General features: G+C 68.1%; 17 protein-coding genes. 12 read left to right on the top strand and 5 right to left on the bottom strand.

Translation table 11 applies throughout. The annotated features are described in order from the left end of the window. The first annotated feature begins 32 nt into the window (after nucleotides 1-32). Nucleotides 33-974, top strand: coding sequence for a LysR family transcriptional regulator (locus ACFWPH_RS12440; RefSeq protein WP_280417878.1), 942 nt, complete (start codon nucleotides 33-35; stop codon nucleotides 972-974). On the opposite strand, the gene ACFWPH_RS12435 is transcribed toward ACFWPH_RS12440, so the two are convergent. Together ACFWPH_RS12435 and leuA are read right to left on the bottom strand one after the other, a co-directional pair. Next, entirely contained in the window at nucleotides 968-3,298 is a 2,331-nt protein-coding gene (locus tag ACFWPH_RS12435) for an AAA family ATPase (RefSeq protein ID WP_378750263.1), read from the bottom strand. The genes ACFWPH_RS12440 and ACFWPH_RS12435 overlap by 7 nt on opposite strands. A 167-nt stretch (nucleotides 3,299-3,465) precedes the next feature. Then, nucleotides 3,466-5,265 carry a 2-isopropylmalate synthase gene (gene leuA / locus ACFWPH_RS12430; RefSeq protein ID WP_378750261.1) on the bottom strand — a complete coding sequence of 600 codons (1,800 nt, stop codon included), beginning with the start codon at nucleotides 5,263-5,265 and terminating at the stop codon, nucleotides 3,466-3,468. Nucleotides 5,266-5,765: 500 nt separating this feature from the next. Here leuA and ACFWPH_RS12425 point away from each other — a divergent pair, with 500 nt between their 5' ends. The 3 genes from ACFWPH_RS12425 (at nucleotide 5,766) to ACFWPH_RS12415 (ending at nucleotide 9,315) form a co-directional block, all read left to right on the top strand. Then, entirely contained in the window at nucleotides 5,766-6,530 is a 765-nt protein-coding gene (locus ACFWPH_RS12425; RefSeq protein ID WP_378750259.1) for a sulfite exporter TauE/SafE family protein, read from the top strand. Between the two features lie 162 nt (nucleotides 6,531-6,692). Beyond that, a complete protein-coding gene (locus ACFWPH_RS12420) occupies nucleotides 6,693-8,294 on the top strand; it encodes a GMC oxidoreductase (RefSeq protein ID WP_378750719.1) in 1,602 nt (533 codons plus the stop codon). Between the two features lie 157 nt (nucleotides 8,295-8,451). Beyond that, the gene (locus tag ACFWPH_RS12415; RefSeq protein WP_378750257.1) at nucleotides 8,452-9,315 is read left to right on the top strand and encodes an ion transporter; all 864 of its coding nucleotides are present in this window, start codon (nucleotides 8,452-8,454) and stop codon (nucleotides 9,313-9,315) included. Here ACFWPH_RS12415 and ACFWPH_RS12410 read toward each other — a convergent pair. Further along, nucleotides 9,300-9,758, bottom strand: a complete 459-nt coding sequence (locus ACFWPH_RS12410; protein ID WP_378750255.1) for an SRPBCC family protein — start codon at nucleotides 9,756-9,758, stop codon at nucleotides 9,300-9,302. The genes ACFWPH_RS12415 and ACFWPH_RS12410 overlap by 16 nt on opposite strands. A 168-nt stretch (nucleotides 9,759-9,926) precedes the next feature. Next, nucleotides 9,927-10,112, bottom strand: coding sequence for a DUF1918 domain-containing protein (locus ACFWPH_RS12405; protein WP_033244474.1), 186 nt, complete (start codon nucleotides 10,110-10,112; stop codon nucleotides 9,927-9,929). Between the two features lie 170 nt (nucleotides 10,113-10,282). Here ACFWPH_RS12405 and ACFWPH_RS12400 point away from each other — a divergent pair, with 170 nt between their 5' ends. The 3 genes from ACFWPH_RS12400 (at nucleotide 10,283) to ACFWPH_RS12390 (ending at nucleotide 13,349) form a co-directional block, all read left to right on the top strand. Beyond that, nucleotides 10,283-10,867 (top strand): dihydrofolate reductase family protein, encoded by a 585-nt coding sequence (locus tag ACFWPH_RS12400; protein WP_378750717.1) that lies wholly within the window; start codon nucleotides 10,283-10,285, stop codon nucleotides 10,865-10,867. 178 nt (nucleotides 10,868-11,045) lie between these two features. Continuing rightward, nucleotides 11,046-12,311, top strand: coding sequence for an aspartate kinase (locus ACFWPH_RS12395; RefSeq protein ID WP_378750253.1), 1,266 nt, complete (start codon nucleotides 11,046-11,048; stop codon nucleotides 12,309-12,311). Between the two features lie 3 nt (nucleotides 12,312-12,314). Beyond that, nucleotides 12,315-13,349, top strand: coding sequence for an aspartate-semialdehyde dehydrogenase (locus ACFWPH_RS12390; RefSeq protein WP_378750251.1), 1,035 nt, complete (start codon nucleotides 12,315-12,317; stop codon nucleotides 13,347-13,349). Between the two features lie 48 nt (nucleotides 13,350-13,397). Here the strand turns inward: ACFWPH_RS12390 and ACFWPH_RS12385 are convergent, their stop codons facing one another. After that, entirely contained in the window at nucleotides 13,398-14,744 is a 1,347-nt protein-coding gene (locus ACFWPH_RS12385; protein ID WP_378750249.1) for a serine hydrolase domain-containing protein, read from the bottom strand. Between the two features lie 1,053 nt (nucleotides 14,745-15,797). Here ACFWPH_RS12385 and ACFWPH_RS12380 point away from each other — a divergent pair. From ACFWPH_RS12380 to ACFWPH_RS12360, 5 genes are all read left to right on the top strand, one after another. After that, nucleotides 15,798-16,253: a hypothetical protein gene (locus ACFWPH_RS12380; RefSeq protein WP_378750247.1), complete on the top strand. Its 456-nt coding sequence runs from the start codon at nucleotides 15,798-15,800 to the stop codon at nucleotides 16,251-16,253. 160 nt (nucleotides 16,254-16,413) lie between these two features. Further along, complete coding sequence (locus ACFWPH_RS12375; protein ID WP_378750715.1) at nucleotides 16,414-17,829, top strand: sensor histidine kinase; 1,416 nt, start codon at nucleotides 16,414-16,416, stop codon at nucleotides 17,827-17,829. Nucleotides 17,830-17,831: 2 nt separating this feature from the next. Then, on the top strand, nucleotides 17,832-18,494 hold the full coding sequence (locus ACFWPH_RS12370) for a response regulator transcription factor (protein WP_378750245.1): 663 nt from the start codon (nucleotides 17,832-17,834) through the stop codon (nucleotides 18,492-18,494). 124 nt (nucleotides 18,495-18,618) lie between these two features. Then, entirely contained in the window at nucleotides 18,619-20,217 is a 1,599-nt protein-coding gene (locus tag ACFWPH_RS12365; protein WP_378750243.1) for an SLC13 family permease, read from the top strand. A gap of 33 nt (nucleotides 20,218-20,250) precedes the next feature. After that, nucleotides 20,251-21,549, top strand: a complete 1,299-nt coding sequence (locus ACFWPH_RS12360; RefSeq protein ID WP_378750241.1) for a glycerate kinase — start codon at nucleotides 20,251-20,253, stop codon at nucleotides 21,547-21,549. Nucleotides 21,550-21,943: the final 394 nt, after the last annotated feature.

Here is a 21,943-nt window from a genome sequence, read left to right as displayed (position 1 = left end):
ATTGTTATGGACGAATGATTTAGAATTGCTTAATGGTGTCGCCGGGTCCGAACTTATCCGTGGAGCGGCTCCGTATCCTGCGGGAATTCGCCGATCGCGGCACGGTCGGCGCCGTGGCGGCGGCCCTGTCGATGACACCGTCGGCGGTATCACAGCAATTGAAGGTGCTCACCCGGGAGGCGGGGGTCACCCTGCTCGAACCCAGCGGACGCCGGGTACGGCTGACCGATGCGGGCCACGCCCTCGTGGTCCGCGCCGACGAGGTGCTGGCCGCACTCGATCGCGCGGTCGCCGAAATGGCCCACTACCGTGGCTCGCCCCGCGGACAGGTACGCGTGGCGGTGTTCCCGTCCGGTGGGGCGCTGCTGCTACCGCATGTCCTTCCGGCCATGGCGGGCAGCGGTGTGGACATCGTCGCCGGTGACGAGGATGTGCCGCCCACCGAGACACCGCGCCTGCTCGCCGATTACGACATCGTGCTGACCCACCGCGACGAACGTGCCGCCCCGGTATCCGGGCCCCGGATCAGCTCGCGGGTCCTCATGCGTGAACCCATCGATGTGCTCGTTCCGCCCGGCCATCCGCTGGCCGGAAAATCCGCGGTCACCCCGGCGGAACTGGCCGAAGAGGCATGGCTGAGTGTGCGTGGAGGTTTCCCGGTGGACGATGTCCTGCGCTCGATCGCCACCGTCACCGGTGTGGCACCGCGAATCGTTCAGCGGCTCAACGATTTCCGCATGATCGAAACCCTGGTCGCCGCCGGCTACGGCGTAGCGCTCATGCCGCGCTACGTCGTGACCCACACCGGTCTGTCCCAGCTCCGGTTGTCCGGCGTCCGCGCCGCCCGGCTCTACGATCTGGTCACCCGGCCGCGCGCCGACACCCGCCCGGCCATCGCGGCCGTACTGGACTCCTTCGCGGCGGCGGCCCGCCGGACCACCGCGGAGCCCCCGCCCGCGGCACCCGGTCAGTAACGGTTGCCGTACGGATACCCGTCCACATTGGCGAAATCGTCGGCGACCATCGCGGCCAGTTCCAGCAGCGCGAGCCGGGTCGGTTTGCTCACCAGCTCCAGATCGATTTCCGCGCCCTCGGCGAGATGATCGTCGAACGGCACCACCTGCACCGCGCGGGTGCGGTCCAGGAACAACCGGCGCAGATGATCCAGATTCACCGAGGTGGAACCGCGCCGCGAGGCGTTCACCACGACCACCGTCTGCCGCACCAGATGCGAATACCCGTGGTAGTCCAGCCAATCCAGCGTGGCCGAGGCGCTGCGCGCACCGTCGATGGCGGGTGAGGTCACCAGAACGAGTGAACTCGCCATATCGAGCACCCCGGACATCGCCGAATGCATCAGCCCGGTACCGCAGTCGGTCAGGATGATGTTGTAGAACGACTGCAGGATCCCGATCGCGCGTCGGTAGTCGGCCTCGCTGAACGCCTCGGAAACCGCCGGATCCTGCTCGCTGGCCAGCACTTCCAGCCGGCTCGGCGATTGCGAGGTATGCGCGCGCACATCCGAGTACCGGGTGATGTTCTGGTCTTCCAGCAGATTGCGCACGGTGGAGCGGGTCTGCCGCGGCACCCGGTGGGCGAGGGTACCCAAGTCGGGGTTGGCGTCGATGGCGATCACCCGGTCGCCACGCAGCGAGGCGAAGGTGGCGCCCAGGCCGACGGTCGTGGTGGTTTTGCCGACCCCACCCTTGAGCGAGAGGATCGCGATCCGGAAATCACCGTGCACCGGGGCGTTCACCCGGCCCACCAGGTCGCGGTGGACGACATCGGCGGCCGATTCACCCGGATTGATCACGCCGCGCGAAACCTTGTGCACCGCCCGGCGCCAGCCACCCCGGGGTGCCTTACGCGCACGTTTGAGCAGGTCCAGATCGTTGACCGAATGCCCCGGCTGGCCCGGTTCGGGCATATGCCGCGGCTGGAACTGCCCCTGCGGCGGTTGGCCCGGCTGCGGCTGGAACGGCTGCTGCGGGGGTTGCTGTCCGCCGCCGGCCTGCGGTGCAGAGCTGCCACCCCAGTCCGGTGTACCGAACTGTCCGGACGCCGGGTTGCCCACCGGCGGCGGGGTCTGCTGGAACGGCGGCTGCTGGGGCGGCGCGGCCGGCATCGGCGGTGGAGCCCAGCCGTAGTCCGGGCTACCCGGCGCCTCACCCTGCGGCCCGGGGACGGCACCGGCTTCGGGGAAGCCGGTCGGCGCGTAACCGCCCGGGGCCTGGTCGAATCGGCCGCCGTCCGGTCCCGGCCCGCCCGCGCCGGGAGCGCTGTAGGGCGTCTGCTCCGGGTTGTGCTGCCCGGGATAGAGGTTCGGGTCGGCTGTCGGGAACTGCCCGCTGCCGTGCGGTGCACCGCTTTCCGGCCCGGGCGCCTGGAACCCCGGCTGCTGCTCGAACTGCCCGCTGCTGTGCGGGCCGCCGGCCTCGGGTGCCTGGAATCCTCCGGGTTGCGGCGGTTCGAACCCGCCGGGGCCGCCGGGTGCCTGGTACGGGTTCGGTTGATCGAACGAGCCGGCGCCCGGGGCGAAGTTGCCGGCCTGGAACTGGTTCGCGTCGGGCGGTGCGAACTGGCCGCCGGCATCTCCGGTGTTCGGCGGCGGGAACTGATTCGGCTGCACGAACTGCCCGCTTCCGTGCGGTGCACCGCTGTCGGGCCCGGGCGCCTGGAATCCACCGGGCTGCGGCGGTTCGAACCCGCCGGGGCCGCCGGGTGCCTGGTACGGGTTCGGTTGATCGAACGAGCCGGCGCCCGGAGCGAAGCTCATGGCCTGGAACTGGTTCGGGTCCGGCGGTGCGAACTGACCACCGCCGGGTGCGAACTGGTTCGGGTCCGGCTGGGCGAACTGGCCGCTGCCGGGTGCGAAGGATTCGGCGCCGGGTGCGGTGAACTGGCCGCCGGGGGCCGGCGGTGCGAACGAATCGTTCGGCGCCGCACCGTTACCGGCCGGGGCCTGGCCGTCGGCAGCGGGCGGGGCGAACCCGTTCTGTCCACCCCACAGGCCGGCAGCGGGATCGGCGGGCCACGGTGCCGGCGCACCGGCTTCGGGTGCCTGGTCCTGAAGGTTGCCGGTGGGTGCCGGCTCCGCGTCGCTGCCTGCGGCGTTCTCGTTCGCCGCGGCGGCGGGGTTGTCGGTATCGCTGCCCCGCGAATCCGCGTCGGCATCCGACGGCGACCCGGTCGCCGGATCGGTGGGCGGTGTTTTCTCCGGCTCACCGCCGCCGGCGGTATCTGCCGGTTGACTCGGGGGCCAGGGCTGGGAAGTCGGGTTGTGGTCGTCAGTAGTCACAGTTCCCCCATCTGCTCGGGTTTTTCGAGCAGAGAGCTCGGCGGCGTGGAGTCGGCACCAACGCTAGCAGGTGCGGAGCGTAACGCACGCCGGTGGATTCCCGGCCTCGGCCGCCGTACCCGGCGGATGCGGGTGCGGCGGCCGAGGGGTGCTCCGACGAGCTCGGATTATTGCCTGGCGGCCCGGTTGACCGCCGAGACCACCGCGCGCAGCGAAGCGGTCGTGATCGAGGTGGCGATACCCACACCCCAGACGATCCGGTCGCCGATCGCGCATTCCACATAGGCCGCGGCCTGGGCGTCGTCACCCGCCGACAGCGCGTGCTCGGAGTAGTCGAGCACCTCGACCTGATAGCCGACCGCCGCGATGGCGTCGACAAAGGCCGCGAGCGGGCCGTTACCGCTACCGGAGATCTCCTGTTCGACGCCGTCCACCTTGACCACCGCGGTAATGCTGTCGGTACCGCCGTCGGTTTCCGAGGCGGTCACCTTCTGCCGCATCCGCTCCAGCGGCCGGATCGGGGTCAGGTACTCGTCGGCGAAGGCGTCCCACATCTCCTTCGGCGTGACCTCGCCGCCCTCGCCGTCGGTGATCTGCTGGACGGCCTGGGAGAACTCGATCTGCAACCGGCGCGGCAGCGACAGGCCGTGATCGGTCTTCATGATGTAGGCCACACCGCCCTTACCGGACTGCGAGTTGACCCGGATGACGGCTTCGTAGGTCCGGCCGACGTCCTTCGGGTCGATCGGCAGGTAGGGCACCTCCCACGACATATCGTCGACATCTGTGTCGGCGGCGTCCGCGGCGGCCTTCATGGCGTCGAGGCCCTTGTTGATGGCGTCCTGATGGCTGCCGGAGAACGCCGTGTACACCAGGTCGCCGCCGTAGGGGTGGCGTTCGTGCACGGGCAGTTGGTTGCAGTACTCCACCGTCCGGCGGATCTCGTCGATATCGGCGAAGTTGATCTGCGGGTCCACACCCTGGGAGAACATATTCATCCCCAGGGTCACCAGGCAGACGTTGCCGGTGCGTTCGCCGTTACCGAACAGGCAGCCCTCGATCCGGTCGGCACCGGCCTGATAGCCGAGCTCCGCGGCGGCGACGGCTGTGCCCCGGTCGTTGTGCGGATGCAGCGACAGCACGATCGAATCGCGCCGCGCCAGGTTGCGGTGCATCCATTCGATGGAGTCGGCGTACACGTTCGGGGTCGCCATCTCCACGGTCGCGGGCAGGTTGATGATCAGCGGTTTGTCCGGGGTCGGGGCGATGATCTCGGAGACCGCGTCGCAGACCTCTTTGGCGTATTCCAGCTCGGTGCCGGTGTAGGACTCCGGGCTGTATTCGTAACGCCAATTGGTGTCCGGGTAGCGCTGCTCGACCTCCAGGCACAACCGCGCGGCATCGGTGGCGATCTTGCGGACCGCGTCGCGATCGGCCCGGAACACCACCCGCCGCTGCAGGATGGAGGTCGAGTTGTAGAAGTGCACGATCACATTCCCGGCGCCGGCGCAGGCCTCGAAGGTCCGCTCGATCAGTTCCGGACGGCACTGGGTGAGCACCTGGATGGTGACATCGTCGGGGATCGCGCCGTCTTCGATGATCTCGCGGACGAAATCGAAATCGGTCTGGCTGGCCGACGGGAAACCGACCTCGATCTCCTTGTAACCCATCCGCACCAGCAGATCGAACATGCGGCGTTTACGGGCGGGGCTCATCGGGTCGATCAGCGCCTGGTTACCGTCGCGCAGGTCGACGGCGCACCAGGCGGGGGCGCGGTCGATCACCTTGTCCGGCCAGGTCCGGTCGGGCAGTGTGACGGGTTCGACCTCTTCGGCGAACGGCCGGTAGCGGAACACCGGCATGGACGAGTTCTTCTGCTGGTTCCACGCGGGCTGGTCGGCGGGCGCGGGCTTGGCGGGCGCGGTGATGGTGCGCGTGCTCGATACGAAGGCGTCAGCGGGTGACATGCGATTTCTCCGTGGGTGAGATTGTTTCCCGAATTGGGTCGACCGGCGCGGCGGAACCCCGCGACGGGAAGCCGGTCCGATCAGACCCCGTCGCGGCGGCTGAGAAGAAGTGCCCGCTGCATGACCCGTGCGAGTCTACCCCCTGTGCCACCACCCCTGACAAGGCGGTGCGGAGGGTCGACGTTTCACAGGCCGGCCGGGTGTCGAGCCCACCCGGACCCCGCCCGGGTCGTCGCCGAGTCGGCGGCATGGTAGTCGCCGACCAGGGCAGGGCCGTGTGAACGCCTCCGGTTGATGTCACGCGCCGGGGGCGGTTGCCGCGTTCGCGGTGTGGCGCAGGTGGCGCCTCGCGTCGGTGAGGCAGGTGACCCCTCGTGTGGGTGGTGCGGAATTGCGCTGCGGTCTGCGGGGCCGTCGCTACTGCCGCGGGCCGCAACGGTTAGCGTGCCTGGGTGCGGTGTGAGTGACCGGACTGTTCCGGCGAGGTCGAGAGGTCGAGCATGAGTTGGCTGGAAATGCTGGCCGTTTTCGCTGCGGGTATCGCCGCGGGCGGAATCAACGCTGTCGTGGGGTCCGGCACGCTGATCACCTTCCCGGTGCTGCTCGCCGTCGGCCTGCCGCCGGTGACGGCGAATGTTTCCAACACCGTCGGTCTCGTACCCGGTTCGCTCAGCGGCGTTATCGGCTACCGCCGGGAACTGGCCGGCCAGCGGGCCCGGCTGTTGCGGTACGGCTCGGCTTCGCTGCTGGGGGCCGCGGTGGGTGCGGTGCTGCTGCTCAATCTGCCCGAAGACGCGTTCGCCACGATCGTCCCGGTGCTGATCATCGCCGCGCTGGTGCTGGTGGTACTGCAACCGCGGCTTTCGGCGTGGGTGCGCGAACGGCAGCGCGATAAGGAGGCCACGCCCGCGCACGGCGGCCCGATCCTATTGGCCGCGATTTTCGCGACCGGGATCTACGGCGGCTATTTCGGTGCCGCCCAGGGCGTGCTGCTGGTGGGTCTGCTCGGGGTATTCGTACAGGACGAACTTCAGCGGCTCAATGCGGTGAAGAATGTGCTGGCGCTGCTGGTGAACGCATTGGCCGCGGCGGTGTTCATCGCGGTCGCCGACATCGATTGGCGGGTGGTCGCGCTGATCGCGGCCGGGTCGATCATCGGCGGCCAGATCGGCGCGCGGGTGGGGCGGCGGCTGTCCCCGAATGTGCTGCGCGCGGTGATCGTGGTGGTGGGCACGATTGCGGTGATCCGCCTGGTATTCGGCTGACCAGCATGTTGTTCGTCTGACCAGTACGAATCCGCCTCAGGCCCACCGGCGTTCACCGCTTCCGCTGTTCAATACCGGTGAATATCGGTACCATCCCTGCGCTTGTTGCGTTACGAAAGAGGTACAGGGGTGGATAGGCGATCCCTTTTCAAGGCCGCGGGGATGGCTGCGCTGGTCGGGGCGGTGGGATCGGGGGTCGCGAAACCCGGCTCCGTCCTGCCGCGGGCCGCGGCACAGCCGATCTGGCACGAACTGTTCGCCCAATGGGTTCCGGAGATCTTCGAACCCATACCCGACGCGCCGCAACATACCGAGGCCATCGTCATCGGCTCCGGTTTCGGCGCGGCCGTCACCGCGCTCCGGCTGGCCCAGGCCGGGGTCGCGACCACGGTGCTGGAACGCGGATCACGCTGGCCCAACGACCCCTGGCGTGAGATCTTCACCGGCGACGATCTGCCCGACGGCCGCGGTTTCTGGCACACCACCAGCTTCACCGGCGTCACCAAGGTGCCGATGCAATTCGCCGATTTCGGTGGCGTACTGGACTGCACGTCCTTTCCGGGTATCGACGTCTGGCGTGGGGCCGCCGTCGGCGGCGGATCGGTGATCTTCACCGGCGCCATGATCGCGCCGGAGCGCCGGCTGTTCGACCATGTCTTCGGAGGCGTGGTCGACTACGGGGAACTGGAGCGCGTCTACTACCCGCGGGTCCGGTCCATGCTCCGGCTGGACCCGATGCCCGCCGATATCTACCACTCGTCGCCGTTCAGCCATTCGCGTGCCTGGGACGACCAGGTCCGGAAGGCCGGCTACCGGCCCGTTCCCAACGATTCGATCTTCACCTGGGATGTGCTGCGCGGAGAACTGAACGGGTCCACCCGGCCCTCGGCGACGGTCGGCCGAAGCAATCTCGGCAATTCCAACGGCGCCAAATTCGATCTCAATCAGAACTATCTGAAGGAGGCCCAGGCCGGAGGTAAGGCGCGGATCTTCCCGGGGCACCGGGTGGACGCCATCGCCGAGGAACCGGGCGGCCGGTTCGCGGTTACGGTATCCAAACTCCATCCCACCGGTGTGGTGGTCGGCACCCGCACGATCACCTGCGACAAGTTGTTCCTCGGTGCGGGTTCGATCGGGACCTCGGAACTGCTGGTCCGCGCCCGGGAGACCGGTGCGCTGCCGCGGCTGAACGAGCATATCGGCGACGGCTGGGGCACCAACGGCGATGTGGTGCTGGCCCGTGGCGCCAGTTCGGTCGCCGGGAACGGGCAGGGTGTGCCCAGCGCCAGCCGGATCTACGACGACAGCGGTACCGCACTCACTCTGGAGAACTGGTATATCCCCGGGATCCCGTTCGAGACGGGAGCGCTGGCCTCGCTCGCCGTGGTCTTGGATCCCACCCGGGCTCGCTTCGGTTTCGACCCGGCCACCGGCGGGGTCGGGTTGTCCTGGCCGACGCGGGCGCAGGAGGAGGTGACCGCGGCCGCGCTGGCGGTGGATCGGCGGATCGCGGAGCGGGCCGGGGCACTCGCGGAATACAGTGCGCTCGGATACGACGCGAACGCCCTGTTCACGGCCCATCCGCTGGGGGGTGCCGTGCTCGGTAAGGCGACCGATTCCTACGGCCGGGTGCACGGCTATCGCGGTCTCTACGTGATGGACGGTGCGGCGATTCCCGGCAGTACGGCGACAGCCAACCCGTCACTCACCATCACCGCGCTGGCCGAGCGCAATATCGAGGCGATCATTCGCGAGGGTCGCTGACCACGGGAGAAATCTGCGCGGCGCCGAGGATCCCGTGTCGCCCGGTACCGTCCCGCTCAGTGGTGTCCGGCCCGCACGGCGGCGTATTCGGCGGCTCGGGCGGGCGGTGAGCGGGTAATACTTGACTACGATTTTTTCGGCGTCGAAGGGAATGTAGGTGTCAACACCGTCGTCCACGGGACCCGGGCCGGTGGCCGTAGCCGCAACGGCCGAACCGGACGAGTTCCCGCGGAAGCCGCCCGCGCTGTGGACCGATTTCGTGATGCTGGCACTGGCCGTCGCGTCGGTGGTGCTGGTCTGCTGGATCACCTTCTTCGAGGTGGATCCCGATACCTACCGCTACATCGTCATCGCGGACTACACGATTTGCGCCGTTTTCGCGGTCGAGTTCCTGTGGCGCTGGCGGCGGGCCGGCTGGCCGTGGACCTTTCCGTTCGTCTACTGGTACGAAGTTCTCGGCATGATCCCGGTGACCAGCCCGTTCTTCCGGGCGTTCCGGCTGCTGCGGATCGTCGTGATCCTCGTACGCTTGGCCCGGGTAGCCGATCGGGTCTTCGGTGACCGGGTTACCGCGGCGGTGATCAATCATTCGGTGGGCACGATCGTGGAGGTCATCAAACGGCCGATGACCATCGCGATCATGGAGGAGGTCACCGCGGTACTTCGCACCGGCCACTACACCCGCAATATCGCGAACGCGCTCGAGGAGAACCGCGGCGAACTCGACGAGATGATCGTCGAGATGATCAAGAACGATCCGCAGACCGGCCGGGTGCGCTATATCCCCTTCCACGACGAGATCATCCGGTTGGTCGCCGATACCGTTTTCCGCATCCTGTTCCAGGTGCTGGCCGATCCGCGCACCGATGAACTGGTCTCGGACATGATCCGGGAGAACGTCGACCAGATCCGTGATTCAGTGCGGTCCGGGGTCAAGGTCGCGCCCGCGGCCTACGGCCCGACACCGCACCACCTCACCGCGCGGCATATCAACGGGCAGCGGAATCAGACGAGGTCGTAGGCCTCGGATTCGCCGAACTGTTCGGCGTAATCGGTGAAATTCTCCACCAGCGTCTGATAGGTCTTGCGGACCGTGCGCTTGGCCAGGAAACCCGGTAGTGGGACCGCGGTGTGCTGTTCGACGTGCAGTAGTACCTGGCTACCGCCCGCGTCGCCGGTGACTTCGAAGGACCCGCCGCCTCTGATCCCACGGGTACTGTCGGCGACCTCCCATGACATCCGGTGGTCCGACCAGCTGAATTCCCACACCTGCATATCGGGTGTATTCGAGATGTCGACCTGGACGAACACACGCCGCGGGCGACCGGCATCGTCGCGAGTGGCGACCCTGGCGTCGGTGAAATCGGGTGACCATTCGGCGAACATTTCGACCGCCATCAGTGCGTCCATTACCTGTGATGGATCGGCTTGGACGTCGAAACTGATATCGGTCTTCGTACGCATCTGGTCCCTCGCGCCCCCGGTTATTACGAATAGGCCACGATTGTCTCCCGGCCCGCGCGTGATCGTCAACACGCTGCCCGGTGAGATTAAGGTGCCCGGCCCGTGGGCATGCGGCTCGTAAATAACTACGGGCGTTTGCTCAGGGTCTGGTTCGCGGGGTGGGTGGGCTCAGTGCGGATGTTCGACCGTGGCGTCCGGTCCGGGGAAGACCAGGGACTCGTGGCCGTCGTCGAAACGCACGATGTACGGCGGTGATCCCTCCGGTCCGCGTACTTCGACGATCTCCCCTTCATGATCACTTTGCCCGACGGTGTGCCCGTGCACATGCAAGCGGTCTCCGACGTTCGCCATCATGATTTCCATTATTCGGCGATCGTGTCGGGTCTCACAACCCCTCGTTGATTGCTATGGCAGATCGGCTCGTTATGTCTGCGCCGCCGAGGCGCGCGCTTCTTGACACCACTCCAGACGTAGTACTATGTTCAAACCACTTCAATTACAGTGCTATGGACAGGCGGTACCTCATGCGAAAGCTGGTCTACTACGTGGGCGCGTCCATCGACGGCTATATCGCCGGTCCGGGCGGGGAAATCGACTTCTACCCGGTCGCCGACGACATGATGGAGTGGATCAATGCCCGCTATCCGGAAACGGTCCCGCGCCATATCCGGGAACTCGTCGGCCTGCCCGTCGCGACCCCCAACCAGCGCTGGGACACCCTGGTCATGGGCCGTGGAACCTACGACCCGGCCCTCGAGATCGGCATTGCCAGCCCCTACCCGCATATGAAGCAGTACGTCGTCTCGACCACGCTCGAGCGGATCGACGATCCCGAGATCGAACTCGTCCGTACCGACCCCGTCGAACTCGTGCGGCGCCTCAAACGGGAAGACGGTCCGGAAGGCAAGGACATCTGGCTCGCCGGGGGCGGCAAACTCGCTGGGGCGCTGATCGACGAGATCGACGAGCTGATCGTCAAGAGCTATCCGGTATCGGCCGGTGCGGGCGTCCCGATCATCAGCGGGGCCTTCCGGCCGACGCCGTTCACCCCCGTACGGCGCAAGGAGTTCGGCAACGGGGCGCAGGTCACCTGGTTCGAACGCGACTGAGGCCGGCTTCGGGACGTGGTCGGGCGCCCGCGCGTCGGGCGGGCGCCGGACCCGGTAAACGTGACGTCACGCGGCTGTGTGTTATTCCACAGCCAGGGCGGATACTGCCGGAACATGCACAGCGGGCTCGGTACGCTTATGCATTGATCGCCTGTTCGCAGACATTGGAGGACCCCTCGTGGCACTCGTTGTCCAGAAGTACGGAGGATCCTCGGTCGCCTCGGCCGACCGGATCCGGCGCGTCGCCGAACGGATCGTCGAGACGAAGAAGCAAGGCCACGACGTGGTCGTGGTCTGCTCGGCCATGGGCGACACCACCGACGAACTGCTCGACCTGGCCGAACAGGTCGCTCCCGCGCCACCCGCCCGGGAGATGGATATGTTGCTCACCTCCGGTGAACGCATCTCCAATGCGCTGGTGGCCATGGCCATTCACACTCTCGGCGCCGAGGCGCGGTCGTTCACCGGCTCCCAGGCCGGCGTGATCACCACATCGGTGCACGGTAAGGCCAAGATCATCGACGTGACGCCCAGCCGCGTCCAGGAAGCTCTCGACGAGGGCACGATCGTGCTCGTCGCGGGTTTCCAGGGCGTGAGCCAGGACAGCAAGGACGTCACCACGCTGGGTCGCGGCGGTTCGGATACCACCGCTGTCGCCTTGGCGGCCGCGCTGGAAGCCGACGTCTGCGAGATCTACACAGATGTGGACGGAGTCTTCACCGCCGACCCACGCATCGTGGGCGACGCGCAGAAGCTCGAGCAGGTCTCCTACGAGGAGATGCTGGAGATGGCGGCCTGCGGGTCCAAAGTGCTGATGCTGCGCTGCGTCGAATACGCGCGCCGCTACAACGTGCCCGTGCATGTGCGCTCGTCCTATACCGACAAGCCGGGCACCTACGTATACGGATCGATGGAGGACATCCCCTTGGAACAAGCAATCCTCACGGGCGTCGCGCACGACCGCAGCGAGGCCAAGGTGACCGTGGTCGGGCTACCGGACGTTCCCGGATACGCCGCCAAGGTGTTCCGCGCCGTCGCCGAGTCCGAGATCAACATCGATATGGTCCTGCAGAACATCTCCAAGGTGGAGACGGGGAAGACCGATATCACCTTCACCCTGCCCCGTTCCGACGGTCAGCGGGCGGTGGAGATGCTCGCCGGGCACCAGGAGGAGATCGGCTTCTCGCAGGTGCTCTACGACGATCACATCGGTAAGGTGTCGCTGGTCGGCGCCGGTATGAAGAGCCACCCCGGGGTCACCGCCACCTTCTGTGAGGCGCTGGCCGAGGCCGGTATCAATATCGACCTCATCTCGACCTCCGAGATCCGCATCTCGGTACTGGTCAAGGACACCGAACTCGACGACGCCGTGCAGGTGCTGCACCGCGCCTTCGATCTCGGCGGCGACGAGGTCGCCGTCGTGCACGCCGGAACGGGGCGATAACCGATGGGTGTACGTGTAGGCGTGGTCGGCGCGACCGGGCAGGTCGGCGCCGTGATGCGCAAACTCCTGGAAGAACGTGATTTCCCGGCCGACGAGCTGCGGTTCTTCGCCTCGGCCCGGTCGGCCGGTAAGAAACTGCCGTGGCGCGGCGGCGAGATCGTCGTGGAGGACACCGAAACCGCCGACCCCACCGGCCTGGATATCGCCCTGTTCTCCGCGGGCGCGACCATGTCGCGTGTGCAGGCGCCGCGGTTCGCGGCCGCCGGGGTCACGGTGATCGACAATTCGTCGGCGTGGCGTAAGGATCCGGATGTCCCGCTGGTGGTCAGCGAGGTCAACCCGGAACAGACCCGCAGTCTCACCAAGGGCATCATCGCCAACCCGAACTGCACCACGATGGCCGCCATGCCGGTGCTCAAACCGCTGCACGACGCGGCCGGGTTGCAGCGGCTGATCGTGTCCAGCTACCAGGCGGTCTCGGGGAGCGGGCTGGCCGGCGTCGAGGAACTCGCCTCACAGACCCGCGCGGTGATCGACGATGCCGAGAAACTCACCCACGACGGCAGCGCCGTGGATTTCCCGGCCCCGAACAAGTACGTGGCACCCATCGCCTTCAACGTGCTGGCGCTCGCGGGTTCGCTGGTGGACGACGGTTCCGGCGAAACCGACGAGGACCAGAAGCTGCGCAACGAGAGCCGCAAGATTCTCGGTCTGCCGGAGCTGCTGGTGAGCGGCACCTGCGTGCGGGTCCCGGTGTTCACCGGCCACTCGCTGTCGATCAATGCCGAATTCGCCGATCCGCTGTCGGTGCAGCGGGCCCAGGAGATCCTGGCGAAGGCCTCCGGTGTGCAGCTGGTCGATGTGCCGACACCGCTGGCCGCCGCCGGTAAGGACGAATCCCTGGTCGGCCGTATCCGCCAGGATCCCGGTGTGCCGGACGGTCGCGGTCTGGCGCTGTTCATTTCCGGCGACAACCTGCGCAAGGGCGCCGCGCTCAACACCATCCAGATCGCGGAAGTCCTGCTCGCCGATCGGTGACGACGAGCCCGTCTCCCCGGCGCGACCGGCGCCGGGGAGGCAGCGGGCTCAGTGGATTCCCGGTGTCCGCGGATCCGGCCCGAGGCAGGCCAGCAGCACACACCCCGGCGGCGCGTCGGTGAACGGGGCCGCCAATGGTTGGCTCAGGCACGCGAACACATCGCAGCCCGGATACGCCGAATTACCGATCCCGAAGACCGCCAGCAGGATATCGGTGTCGATATAGGCATCCGGGTCCGCCTTCACCGGCGGCTCCACGTACGGGCCCGGATCGGCCACCGGGGGTTCCTGGAACGCCGCCATGAGTCGCCGGAAGAATTCGTGCGGCAATTCCTCGAAGTTCTGGATGATCCCGGCCGGACCGTACTTGCTGATATTGCCGAAAACGCCGGTCCACACCACCACCAGATCCAGGCTCGGAACGACGAAGACGTTCTGCAACCCCATCCCGGACATCGCGTAGGTGTCCGGTGGCAGGAACGACGGATTCTCCGCGCAGGCCGATCCGAGCCAGAACAGATAGCCGTAACACGGGTTCGCCCGGGACGGGCTGGTCGCGCGGGACAGATACTGTGCGGAGACGACCTGCCGCCCGCCCCAGTCGCCGTTGTTGGCCACCAGCAGCCCCAGCTTGGCCAGATCGTCCGGCGGGATCAGCAGATGTGCGTAACCGTAGGTGTGACCGCTGCGGTCCCGCGCCCAATACCAGTCACCGCGTTCGATCCCCAACGGCGTGAACAACTCTCGCTGTGCGAACTCCTGTAGCGGTTCGCCGGCGGCCAGCTCCACCACATAGGAGAGCAGGTCCACGGTGCGCTGACTGTAGGTGAACACGGTGCCGGGTTCGTGATCCAGCGGTACGCCCAGCGCCTGAACAGCGCTGTTGGGATCGATGGGGACAGCTCCCGTGATGCCCTCGGTCACCACGCCGGTGCGCATACCGGATGTTTCGGTGAGCAGATTCTCGACCGTGATCGCGCGGCGTCGCGGATCGCCCAGACCCGGCGGCAGATACCGGTCGATCGGGGCCGCGATATCGACCAGACCACGGTCGGCGGCGATCCCGGTGAGCAGTGAGACCACACTCTTGGTCACGCTCCACACATTCCACGGGATATGCCCGGTCTGCTCGTTGGCGGGGCCCTCGCCCACCAGGCAGTTGTGCCGGAATACCTGCACATTCAATCGATTCCGGCCACCGGCGAAGGTCAGTGCGTCCGTCAGCCGCTGCGCGTCCAGGCCCACCTGCCCGGGTTGCGCCCGCTGCGGTTCCCGTCCGGAGTTCACCGCGCATTCGACCTGCGCCGGCGCGGCCTGCGCCTGAGTCACGAAAACCTGTCCCACCACCAGTGTTACCGCTGCGACCCCCGCCAGGAGCCCACCGAAACGCGCCATGGGCACACACTAATGCCGGGCTGCCGGCAGCGCCGACACCGCCGGGCGGGGCATCGGCGCAGATACGTGACGCCCCTGATCGATCCGGGATCGATCAGGGGCGTCACACCCAGCGGCACTCGTACCGTGCCGTCACGATGTCGGTACGGGCGCGGCTACAGCAGGCCGAACCAATAGACCACCGAGGCCAGCGCCCATAGGACCAACGTATCCATCGACACTCCCACTCTTGTCGTAGCGGATGCCCTCCATGATGCCCGAGATACCCGGCCGGCGGGACACCCGCACAACCCGTTCCACGACCTTGATTGCACTGTGACGGATCGTGTTCTCAGCGTTATAAGTTCACGTTAAGGGCGCGCCAAGCGCGGGGCCGCATTGTTGAGTCACGCCGGAGAACACACCGGCACTCACACCGCGAAGAGGAACCCCGTAGATGATCACCCAGCCGACCACCGAACTGTATGCGCCCGGACTCCTGATCGAGGACGGTCGCACCGAGCCCGGCGTCGTCGACTCCCGCCAGTAGTCGCGACGCCGCCGAAGGAGGGGGCGGGATGCGAGCCGGTGCCTGGGGAGGACCCGGTACGCATCCCGGAAAGTACGGATCCGGGGGAATCGTGGGGGATCCGCGGGGGTGTGGTGGTCCGGTGACCGGGGAGGGAAACCGGGACCACCGTGGGGGAACGGGGCCGGTCGGCGCAGCTGGGGAGCAGGTCGACCGGGTGGGTCGGTCTGTCTCGCGGGGTGGCAGACCGGCCCACGGGCAAGGCGTCGTCGATCGGACCGGTCTCGCGGGGTGACCGGTCCGGTCGGCAGCCGTCGCACCGGACGGCTCTTCCGGATGCTCAGTGGCGGATCGGGCGCACAGTCGTCCGCCGGTCCGGCACCGCGAAAGGTAACCGTTCGAGAATCGGTAAGACAGCGCCTGCGAACAACGGCCGGCCGGACGAGACAAGGTCGAATCGTCCGGCCGGTCGTTCGTGTCTGTGATGAAGAAATCCTCATCTACGCCTCACGGCCGGGTCATCAGCGTTGGGCATAGTGGCTGTTATGTCCGGTTCTCGTTCTTTCGCCGCCGCCCTCGTTCTCGCGGGCGCCGCCGCCGTGGTGCTGGTGAGCTTTGCCCTGACCCGTTCGCCGGAACCGGAGCTCGATCCGTCTTCCGTGTCGGTGAGTGTGGCGCCGGACGGACCGGAGTCGCCGGCCGGTCCGGTTCCGGGCCGCCAGGCCCCGGATGCGCCGGAGGGCGCGGTACCGCCACCGGGGCCGGGTTCCGGCGGCGCGCCGCCGGCTCCGGACGGCACGGCTCCCGCACCGGAACCCCCGGATCCCGCTCCCGCGCCGGTGGCGCCTGTCCCGGGTCCGGTACCTCCGGCGCCTATGGCTCCCGGACCGGCTGCTCCGGCACCAGTACCGCAACAGGGCGATGACGATGCCGACGACGGATTCGACGACGACGCGGATGACCAGCCCGGCACGGATGGGCCGTCCGGCGACGATGATTGATCTCGACCCCGCACGTCTCGCCGACACCACGGAGCCGACCCTGCGGCAACCAGCGCACGGACCCGACGCCGACGATCACCGCCCGGCAGTGGCCGGCTCGCGGATACTCCGGCGGCGCGGCTCCCGGTTGCCGGCCCGCTGGAAGATCACCGCATGGATCATGCTCACGACCTTCCTGCTGCTGGTCGTGGTGCTGGTAACCGCCCGCAACCTGCTGCTGCGCGATGTGAACACCCGGGCGAACGCCGATATCGCGCAGGAAGCCGACGAATTCCGGACCTTCGCCGCCGAGGGGGTGGACCCGACCACCACGCAGCCGTTCACCTCGGTGGAAAGACTGCTCGAGACCTATCTGCTGCGGCAGTCGCCGATCGAGGGCGAGGTGATGGTGGGGGTCGTGGACGGTAGGCAGCTCGGTGGTATCCGGGGCGACCTGCCCGCACCGGTGGCCGGAGATCCGGGCCTGTTCACCGCGACAGCGGCGGCGGGCCGGACCTCAGGGGTGGTCGACTCCCCGGCCGGGGAGATGCGGTGGGGCCGAGTAGACGTCGAATCGGGGGCCGATCGGGGATCGTTCGTGGTGGCCGTGTTCACCGAGGTCGGGCGCGCGGGTGTGGACCGGACGATGCGCACCATCGCCGCGGTATCGCTGGCCGGGCTGGCGTTGACCACCGGGGTCGCCTATCTCGTGGCCGGACGCATCCTGCTGCCGGTGCGCACCGTGCGGGCGGTGGCCGCCGATATCGGTGAAACCGATCTCACCGCCCGTGTGCCGGTGGAGGGGCGCGACGATATCGCGGCGCTGGCGGAGACCTTCAACGATATGCTCGACCGTCTCGAACACGCCTATACGACCCAGCGGCAGTTCGTCGACGACGCGGGCCACGAACTGCGCACGCCGATCACGGTGGTCCGGGGGCATCTCGAACTGCTCTCCGAGGATCCCGAAGAACGGCGACGCACGCTCGCCCTCGTCGATTCCGAACTGAACCGGATGGGACGGCTGGTCTCCGATCTGCTGATGCTGGCCAAGGCCGAACAGCCGGATTTCGTGGTCCGCCGCCCGGTCGATATCGCGCAGACCATGCTGGATATCGAATCCAAGGTGCAACCGCTCGGGGAGCGGCGCTGGCATCTGATGGAGGTGGCCGAAGGCACCGCGTGGATCGACTCGCAGCGGGTCACCCAGGCGATGTTGCAGCTCGCGGCGAACGCGGTCGCGCATTCGGCGGACGGGACGACCGTGCAGCTGGGATCCCGGTTCACCGGGACCGAACCGGATCGCACCCTGTCGTTGTGGATATCGGATCAGGGGCCGGGAGTCGCGCCGGAAGACGCGCCGGTGATCTTCGAGCGGTTCCGGCGGGGCCGTCCGGCCGATAGTTCCGGGGCAGATCGGCGGTCCGGCGCGGGTCTCGGCCTCGCCATCGTGCGCGCCATCGCCGACGCGCACCACGGGTCGGCCTGGGTGCGCAGTGTGCCCGGCGACGGCGCCACATTCGGTCTCGACCTGCCGGCCGACCCGGTTTACCCCGCACACCGCGACACCGCCGATCCGAACGAACGCAAGGGGTAGAAGTGAGCCGGATCCTGATCGCCGAGGACGATGTGCACATCGTGTCGTTCGTCGGTAAAGGCCTGCGGGCCGCCGGATACACCACCGAGCATGTCGGCGACGGCGAAACCGCGTTGCTGATGGCCCGTTCCGGCGCCTTCGACATGGTGATCCTCGATATCGGACTGCCCTCCATGGACGGATTCACCGTGCTGCGCCGGTTACGCGGGGAGGGCGTGCGGACCCCGGTGGTGGTGCTCACCGCCCGCGACAGTGTCGACGATACGGTCGCCGGGCTGGAGGGCGGCGCCAACGACTACATGACCAAACCGTTCCAATTCGCCGAACTCCTCGCGCGGGTACGGTTGCGTCTCCAGGACGATACGACCGCGGGCGCGCCGTCGGCTTCTTTGTCCTACAACGGTATCGGCCTCGACCTACGCGCCCGGCGCGTACATGTCGACGGCCGGACCGTGGATCTCACCGCCCGCGAATTCGGCCTGCTCGAGGTGTTCCTGCGGCATCCCGACCAGGTGCTGAGCCGAGAGCAGATCCTCGGGCAGGTATGGGGTTACGATTTCGACCCCGCCTCCAACGTGGTCGACGTCTACGTTCGGGCGCTGCGCGGCAAGATCGGTGCCCAGCGCCTGCAGACGGTGCGCGGAATGGGATACCGGCTCTCGTGACGGCGAAACGTACAGTGCAAACCCGGACGTTCCGGGCCGGGGTGGCATATTCCAGTACACGGCTCAATGTGGTCCGGCGCCCTCGCCGCCGGACCGACGGAGCGGTCGAACGCCGGTGGCGGCCGTGGCGGACCAGGATTCGTTCCGGCGGTGGCCGGTGAAGCAGGAACCCACCGAGACGTCGCGTAGCGGCGTGGCAGGAAGCCCGGTCGTGCACGGCGGGGAGCACGTCGAAGCGACCGAATTCCGGACCGTACCGCGCCGGCGCCCGTCGGCCGGTTCACCCGCACGCCGGCCCGCGTGGGCGCCGCTGCTGGCGGCGATTGCGGGAATCCTTGTGTGCCTGGGCTTTCTCGCCGCCGCGGCAACCGGTGACCTCGGCCACGACGCCCTGATCACGCTCGTGGTGTTCGTGGCCGCCATCTGGATGTGGGTTTTCGCGCCGGTACCCGACACCTATGTCGCCCTCGGTGCGGCGGTGGCACTCGTCGTCACCGGACCGATCGATACCGAGACGTTCACCGGAACTCTCGGCGATTCGGTGATCTGGCTGTTGGTGGGGTCGTTCGTGATCGCGGCCGCGGTCACCGCGACCGGGTTGTCGGCGCGGATCGCCGCACGGGTTCTCACCCTCGCCCGGACCCCGCGGCAGCTGATGCACCTGCTCACCGCCGTCCTGCTGGTGACCACGTTCGCGATTCCGGCGACCTCCGGTCGCGCCGCGCTCGCGCTCCCGGTTTTCCTGGCCCTCGCCACCGTGCTGCGACATCGGCCCCAGCTGGTGCTGGCGCTCGCGGTGGGGATCCCTTCGGTCATCTTGTTCTCCGCGGTGGGATCGCTTCTCGGAGCGGGCGCACATCTCATCACCAGCGAGATCGTCGCGACTGCCACCGGTGAGGGCTACCACTTCGTGCAGTGGCTGATCCTCGGTCTCCCGCTCGCGGTGGTGTGGTCACATCTGGCCGCGGAGATCGCGCTCGCCCTGTTCGCCGACCGCGCCGAGCGCCGCACACCGCTCACCGTGCCCGCAACCGCCTTCGCCGAATCCGCGGGCGCCGACGTGCGGGGTCCGCTGTCCGCACCTCAACGCCGGGTACTCGGGGTGCTCGCGGCCGTTGTGGTGCTGTGGTGCACCGAGGCGCTGCACGGTGTGGACCCGGCAGTGGTCGCCGTACTCGGCGCCCTGCTCGCGACGGCGCCGCGGATAGGTGGGACCACGCTGCCCGCCGCCGCGAAAACGATCCCGTGGACTCTGCTGTTGTTCATGGCCGCCACCCTGTGCCTGGGTATCGCCCTCACGACCACCGGTGCGTCGGCCTGGCTCGCCGGACTCGTGTTCGATCCGGTGCGTTCGCTGGGGGCTGCGGCCGGCCCGGTCTTCCTGGTGCTGACCGTGGTGGTATCCCTGCTCGCCCACTTGATGATCCAGTCACGATCGGCCCGTTCGGCCGTGCTCGTGCCGATCATCGTCGCCACCGCCCCGGCGGTGGGCGTGGATGCGGCCGCGGCGGCCTTCCTGTCGACGGCGGCAGCGGGGTTCTGCCACACCATGACCAGCTCGGCGAAACCGATGGCCGTTTTCGCCGCATCCGACACGGTCCCGGGGTACCGGCCCGAACACCTACTGCGTTACTCCGCTGTCCTCGCCCCGTTGTCGGTGGCGTTACTCCTCGCGTTCGCGGTCTGGGTCTGGCCGCAGCTGGGTATGAGTCCCACCCCCTGACCCGAGTGGTCGGCTCTCTCGAAAGGCACCACCATGTCGGTAACCGTTCCGCAGCGCATCCTCGTGGCACCCAGCGGATTCAAAGAAAGTCTCGGGGCAGAATCCGTGGCGCATGCCATCGCCGCGGGTCTGCGCCGGGTGCTGCCCGGTGTGCACGTCGATCTCGCCCCGATCGCCGACGGTGGCGAAGGCACCGCCGCCATGCTCGCCACCGCGACCGGCGGCACACTGCATCACCTCGACGTCACCGGGCCGGTGAACATCCCGGTGCGCGCCCAGTGGGCCCGGCTCGGGTTCCCGGCAGCGAAGACAGCCGTGGTCGAAGTGGCCGCCGCCGCGGGACTGCGGCAGGTACCGCGCGACCGCCGAGATCCCGGCGCCACCACGACCACCGGGGTCGGGCAGCTCATCGCCGCGGCTCTGGATTCGGACGCGGAGCGGATCGTGGTGGGCTGCGGCGATTCCGGCACCTGCGACGGCGGCGCCGGTGCGCTACAAGCGCTGGGCGCGCGGATCCTGGACCGATCCGGCCGCGAAATAGGCAGCGGTGGTTATGGACTCGCGCGCGCCGCTCGGCTCGACCTGTCCGGCCTGCACCCCGGGCTGTCCCGCGCCGAAATCGTGGTGGCGGGTAATCCGCACAACCTGCTCTGCGGACCCCGCGGTGTCGCGCGCGTGTTCGGACCGCAGAAAGGAGCCACACCCGCGCAGGTCGAAGCGCTGTCGCTCGCGCTGGACAACTGGGCGGCGATACTCGAACGAGACGGCCGTGCATCCGGCGATCTGCGCACCGGACCGGTGACCGGCGCATCCGGTGGACTCGGCGCGGGGCTGGCCGCCGGAGCGGGCGCGACGCTGCGCTCCCGATTCGACGCACTGCTGGACTCCGGCCTCACCGGGGCGGACCTGGACCGCCGGATCGGCCTGGCGGACCTGGTGATCACCGCGGAAGGCGCGATCGACCTGCAGACCCCACACGGCAAGGTGCCGGCCGAAATCGCCCGTAGGTCCCGTGCGCAGGGGGTGCCGGTGGTCGCGCTGGCCGGTTCGCTGGGGGAGGGCGCGCCGTCGGTCCACGAGGTCGGCATCGGCGCGATCGCCTCGATCATCCCGGTGCCCATGGCCCTCGCCGAGGCGGTGGCGGATGCCGAACGACTGCTCACCGATGCCGCCGAACGCATGATGCGGATGCTGCTGGTCGGCGGAGCGCTCTCGGTGCGGATGGGTCGCGGTGCGAAACGCCCCGCCCGTCCCGTCGCTTTCGGCGCCCGCCGTGCCACCGGGCCTCGCATCCCGGCCGCGCGCGGCCGGGCTCGCGGGCAACACCGGTGAGGTGACGTCCCACCAGGTGAAAAGCGCGGCACGAGCCGGTCCGAGAACCTCGCGGCCTACCTGGTGCAACACACGTGCGGCGTCGTCCACGGGAAAGTCTCGGACACCGACTCACATCGCACGAACCGGTAGTTCGCACCTGCGCAAGGTCGGTGCCGAGCCGCCGGTGCAGTCCGCGCTACAAAGCCCTGGAAGTTCGGCGGTGTCGACAAACATCGGCGTGTTCACCGGTGGCGAGGTCGGTGTCGCGGGTACGGATGAGGTGCTGGGTGAACGAGTCCACCAGATCCGGACGCTATGACTTCGCTCGTCCGTGGCTGCACCGAACACACCATTTTGCGGTGCCGGTGCAGATCGCGGACATGGTGGCCTGCGCGTAGCGGTCGGCCGGCGG

The organism is Nocardia sp. NPDC058499 (genome assembly GCF_042719915.1).
Lineage (GTDB): Bacteria > Actinomycetota > Actinomycetes > Mycobacteriales > Mycobacteriaceae > Nocardia.
This window is presented reverse-complemented; position numbering and strand designations above follow the sequence as displayed.

Bases quoted from the DNA above. Each gene is read 5' to 3' on its own strand.
- ACFWPH_RS12440 (WP_280417878.1), top strand. From the start codon at position 33: ATGGTGTCGCCGGGTCCGAACTTATCCGTGGAGCGGCTCCGTATCCTG.
- leuA (WP_378750261.1), bottom strand. From the start codon at position 5,265: ATGTCACCCGCTGACGCCTTCGTATCGAGCACGCGCACCATCACCGCG.
- ACFWPH_RS12425 (WP_378750259.1), top strand. From the start codon at position 5,766: ATGAGTTGGCTGGAAATGCTGGCCGTTTTCGCTGCGGGTATCGCCGCG.
- ACFWPH_RS12420 (WP_378750719.1), top strand. From the start codon at position 6,693: ATGGCTGCGCTGGTCGGGGCGGTGGGATCGGGGGTCGCGAAACCCGGC.
- ACFWPH_RS12410 (WP_378750255.1), bottom strand. From the start codon at position 9,758: ATGCGTACGAAGACCGATATCAGTTTCGACGTCCAAGCCGATCCATCA.
- ACFWPH_RS12405 (WP_033244474.1), bottom strand. From the start codon at position 10,112: ATGATGGCGAACGTCGGAGACCGCTTGCATGTGCACGGGCACACCGTC.
- ACFWPH_RS12400 (WP_378750717.1), top strand. From the start codon at position 10,283: ATGCGAAAGCTGGTCTACTACGTGGGCGCGTCCATCGACGGCTATATC.
- ACFWPH_RS12390 (WP_378750251.1), top strand. From the start codon at position 12,315: ATGGGTGTACGTGTAGGCGTGGTCGGCGCGACCGGGCAGGTCGGCGCC.
- ACFWPH_RS12385 (WP_378750249.1), bottom strand. From the start codon at position 14,744: ATGGCGCGTTTCGGTGGGCTCCTGGCGGGGGTCGCAGCGGTAACACTG.
- ACFWPH_RS12380 (WP_378750247.1), top strand. From the start codon at position 15,798: ATGTCCGGTTCTCGTTCTTTCGCCGCCGCCCTCGTTCTCGCGGGCGCC.
- ACFWPH_RS12375 (WP_378750715.1), top strand. From the start codon at position 16,414: ATGCTCACGACCTTCCTGCTGCTGGTCGTGGTGCTGGTAACCGCCCGC.
- ACFWPH_RS12360 (WP_378750241.1), top strand. From the start codon at position 20,251: ATGTCGGTAACCGTTCCGCAGCGCATCCTCGTGGCACCCAGCGGATTC.